This window comes from Holospora curviuscula, assembly GCF_002930195.1.
In the GTDB taxonomy this organism is placed as follows: Bacteria; Pseudomonadota; Alphaproteobacteria; order Holosporales; family Holosporaceae; genus Holospora; species Holospora curviuscula.
The window spans coordinates 1-2,334 of the sequence record NZ_PHHC01000073.1; the positions used below are offsets into that span (position 1 = coordinate 1).

General features: G+C 36.8%; 4 protein-coding genes and 1 pseudogene. 4 read left to right on the top strand and 1 reads right to left on the bottom strand.

The window, feature by feature from the left end; all coding sequences use genetic code 11:
• From HCUR_RS10055 to HCUR_RS08235, 3 genes and pseudogenes are all read left to right on the top strand, one after another.
• Positions 1 to 199: pseudogene (locus HCUR_RS10055) on the top strand (IS5 family transposase); the annotation flags it as partial.
• Positions 174 to 299, top strand: a complete 126-nt coding sequence (locus tag HCUR_RS09775) for a hypothetical protein (RefSeq protein ID WP_279337451.1) — start codon at positions 174 to 176, stop codon at positions 297 to 299. The pseudogene HCUR_RS10055 and the gene HCUR_RS09775, both read left to right, overlap by 26 nt.
• A 19-nt stretch (positions 300 to 318) precedes the next feature.
• On the top strand, positions 319 to 471 hold the full coding sequence (locus HCUR_RS08235) for a hypothetical protein (protein WP_165780635.1): 153 nt from the start codon (positions 319 to 321) through the stop codon (positions 469 to 471).
• A 954-nt stretch (positions 472 to 1,425) separates the two neighbouring features.
• Here the strand turns inward: HCUR_RS08235 and HCUR_RS01745 are convergent.
• A complete protein-coding gene (locus tag HCUR_RS01745) occupies positions 1,426 to 1,614 on the bottom strand; it encodes a hypothetical protein (RefSeq protein WP_129591836.1) in 189 nt (62 codons plus the stop codon).
• 576 nt (positions 1,615 to 2,190) lie between these two features.
• On the opposite strand from HCUR_RS01745, the gene HCUR_RS09780 reads away from it, so the two are divergent.
• A complete protein-coding gene (locus tag HCUR_RS09780) occupies positions 2,191 to 2,319 on the top strand; it encodes a hypothetical protein (RefSeq protein ID WP_279337454.1) in 129 nt (42 codons plus the stop codon).
• Positions 2,320 to 2,334: the final 15 nt, after the last annotated feature.

The following is a 2,334-nucleotide window of genomic DNA, read 5'->3' on the forward strand; positions in this document are numbered from 1 at the left end:
AATCAAAGGAATATGGGAAAAAGTACTAATCACGCTTGTCAAGATAATTCGGATAAAAGCTAGTGGAAATGAAGATTCGAGCGATCGCAGGATTGATTCACACAGTGTTAAAACTACCGGAGCTTGTGAACAACACGGTATTGATGGAGAAAAAAAGGGACGTAAACGCCATCGTGTTGTGGATACACAAGGAAATTGAGTGCTTGGGACTGTTCATGACGCTAATCACCGTAGGGGAAGTGCAATGTTTTTTAAGCGGCTCTGCAACACTATCCGACACCGAAAGGCGTTTGCGCTGATGCCGGGTATGGAAAAACCATGCTAGCGTTTATGAGAAATGGTCTTAACAAGACAATTGAAATTTCAGAACCCCAAGATGGGCTGCGCTCGCCAAAAGATGGGTCGTTGAACGAACCTTGGCTGGCCTCAATCATTATCCAAGATTGTCTAAAGCGTACGAAATGGCTTTAGCAGCTGCCGAAAATAGGGTGAGGATCGTGCATTCTATATTCTTGTTAAGGCGGAGAGCTAATCCCTAAATACAGGCTTGAAAAATATAAAAAAAAGCATCAGAAGTGTTTGAGGTGCACAGCAATACAGTGAGTAAATGGCATAATTGATATAAGAAAGAAGGGGATTACGATGCTAAAAAAAGTTTAGGATGTAAACGTAGACTGGGTTATTCAAAAATAAAATCATTTGTGAGAATAGTAGATTAAAAGATATTAAGGATGCGTTTATTATAAGCATGCCTTAGTAGTATTTAAGAAGCTAGAATTGGGTGATAAAAACACCTTTTTGCTCTAGGGAAGCAGAAGAAAACACTAGAGAGATATCTAGAAGTTAATAAAAGATGTACCCAAGAAAAATCTTGTATATATTGATGAAAGTGATTTTGATATGGCGAGTTTCCAAGAGAAGAGTGGGGGTAAAAAAAAGTAAAAAAATGGTTAATAAGAAGTGTGATAATTATTAGAAAATAACTCATAGTATAGCTAAGATAATTAAATGGATCAATTTCATGGTTTTTAAGAGTTCTTACAATACGAATCTTTTTAATCATTGGTAATAACAGTGTTGAATCAAAGCGCTAAACCCCGGAATGATTATGGATCATACCTTATGCCATAATGCTTGAATTAATAGAATCGCTTGGCTTTAGGCTAATGTTCTTATCGCTGTATTCGCTCGACCTGAACGCCATTGAAATATTCTAGGCTAATATAAAATGATGAATTAGCCCTACCCTCACTCAATGTACGGAATGATATAAAGTCTTACTTTAATTCTTTAAAATCCTATCTTCAGGCTATAGCCAAATCAGCATAAAATGACCATGAACAATAGAGAGGAAAGAACGCATCGATGGAGCAATTTCAGGATATTCTAATGTTTTTAGCTTAATCCCATTGTTTCTCAATGGGATTATCCCTTGTGGAAAGAAGCATTGTGCATGACACTACCCCTTTTGTTTGGAAGATTAGGAAGTAATATATGTTCTACCCAACAAATAAAAACATTAGCATTGACTGACCCGCTCAATAGACCCATCGCAACTATTGTGGCGCCGATAAGCGCCCCTATAGCATGTGTTGTGTGTTTTTCCCCCATCATGAATCCCATAACACCACCTTACCTTCCAAGAATAGCTGTGTTTCTGGGGCATATCCTGGGACTTTTTTCTAGGTAATCCATTGATTTTCCGTCTTTTTCTTGTGCCTCAATCCTTTGGCAGAACATACATCTTTTTTCTAGATCTGTTCTCGCAGGATGGAGTGTTTTTTTTATAGGTCACGCCTAAACGCTTTATTGCATAATATACGCTTCTAACGCTATATTATTTTTCTTTCTTACTCTTATTATATTCTGTTTAGACTGCTTTGGTTATAAATTACTATACTTATTGTATTCTCGTATACTTCAAAACTTGCTGATGCTTTCTTTTGTGTTTTTCCTTTGCTCAGATAACTTTATTTTTTTAACATAAAAATTTCCAAGAAACAAAATCAGTGATCTGATCGCTATTTCTTGTTTTAGAGACTGACTGTAATGGTTTTTTATGTATTTTTTTCCTAGATATCTTAAATCGTATGTATTTTTGTAGTGGAGAATAAGAACCCGTCACGTGATTGACACCAAAGAGAGGTGAGAAATGTCAAAAAGCTATACAAGTGATCTAAAAGACGAAGGGTGGAAAGTAAGCAAGCCCGCCGGCTAAAGATACTAGGCGGGTATGGAACGGCAGAGTTTATAGCGCAAAAAACGGCTGATTTTGGAGAAATCTCCCTAAAGAGTTTAGGTCATGGAAGAGAGTATTGAATGACTTTAATAGGC

What these genes read in the sequence shown, in the direction of transcription:
- HCUR_RS08235 (WP_165780635.1), top strand. Translation starts at nt 319, where the DNA reads ATGCTAGCGTTTATGAGAAATGGTCTTAACAAGACAATTGAAATTTCA.
- HCUR_RS01745 (WP_129591836.1), bottom strand. Translation starts at nt 1,614, where the DNA reads ATGATGGGGGAAAAACACACAACACATGCTATAGGGGCGCTTATCGGC.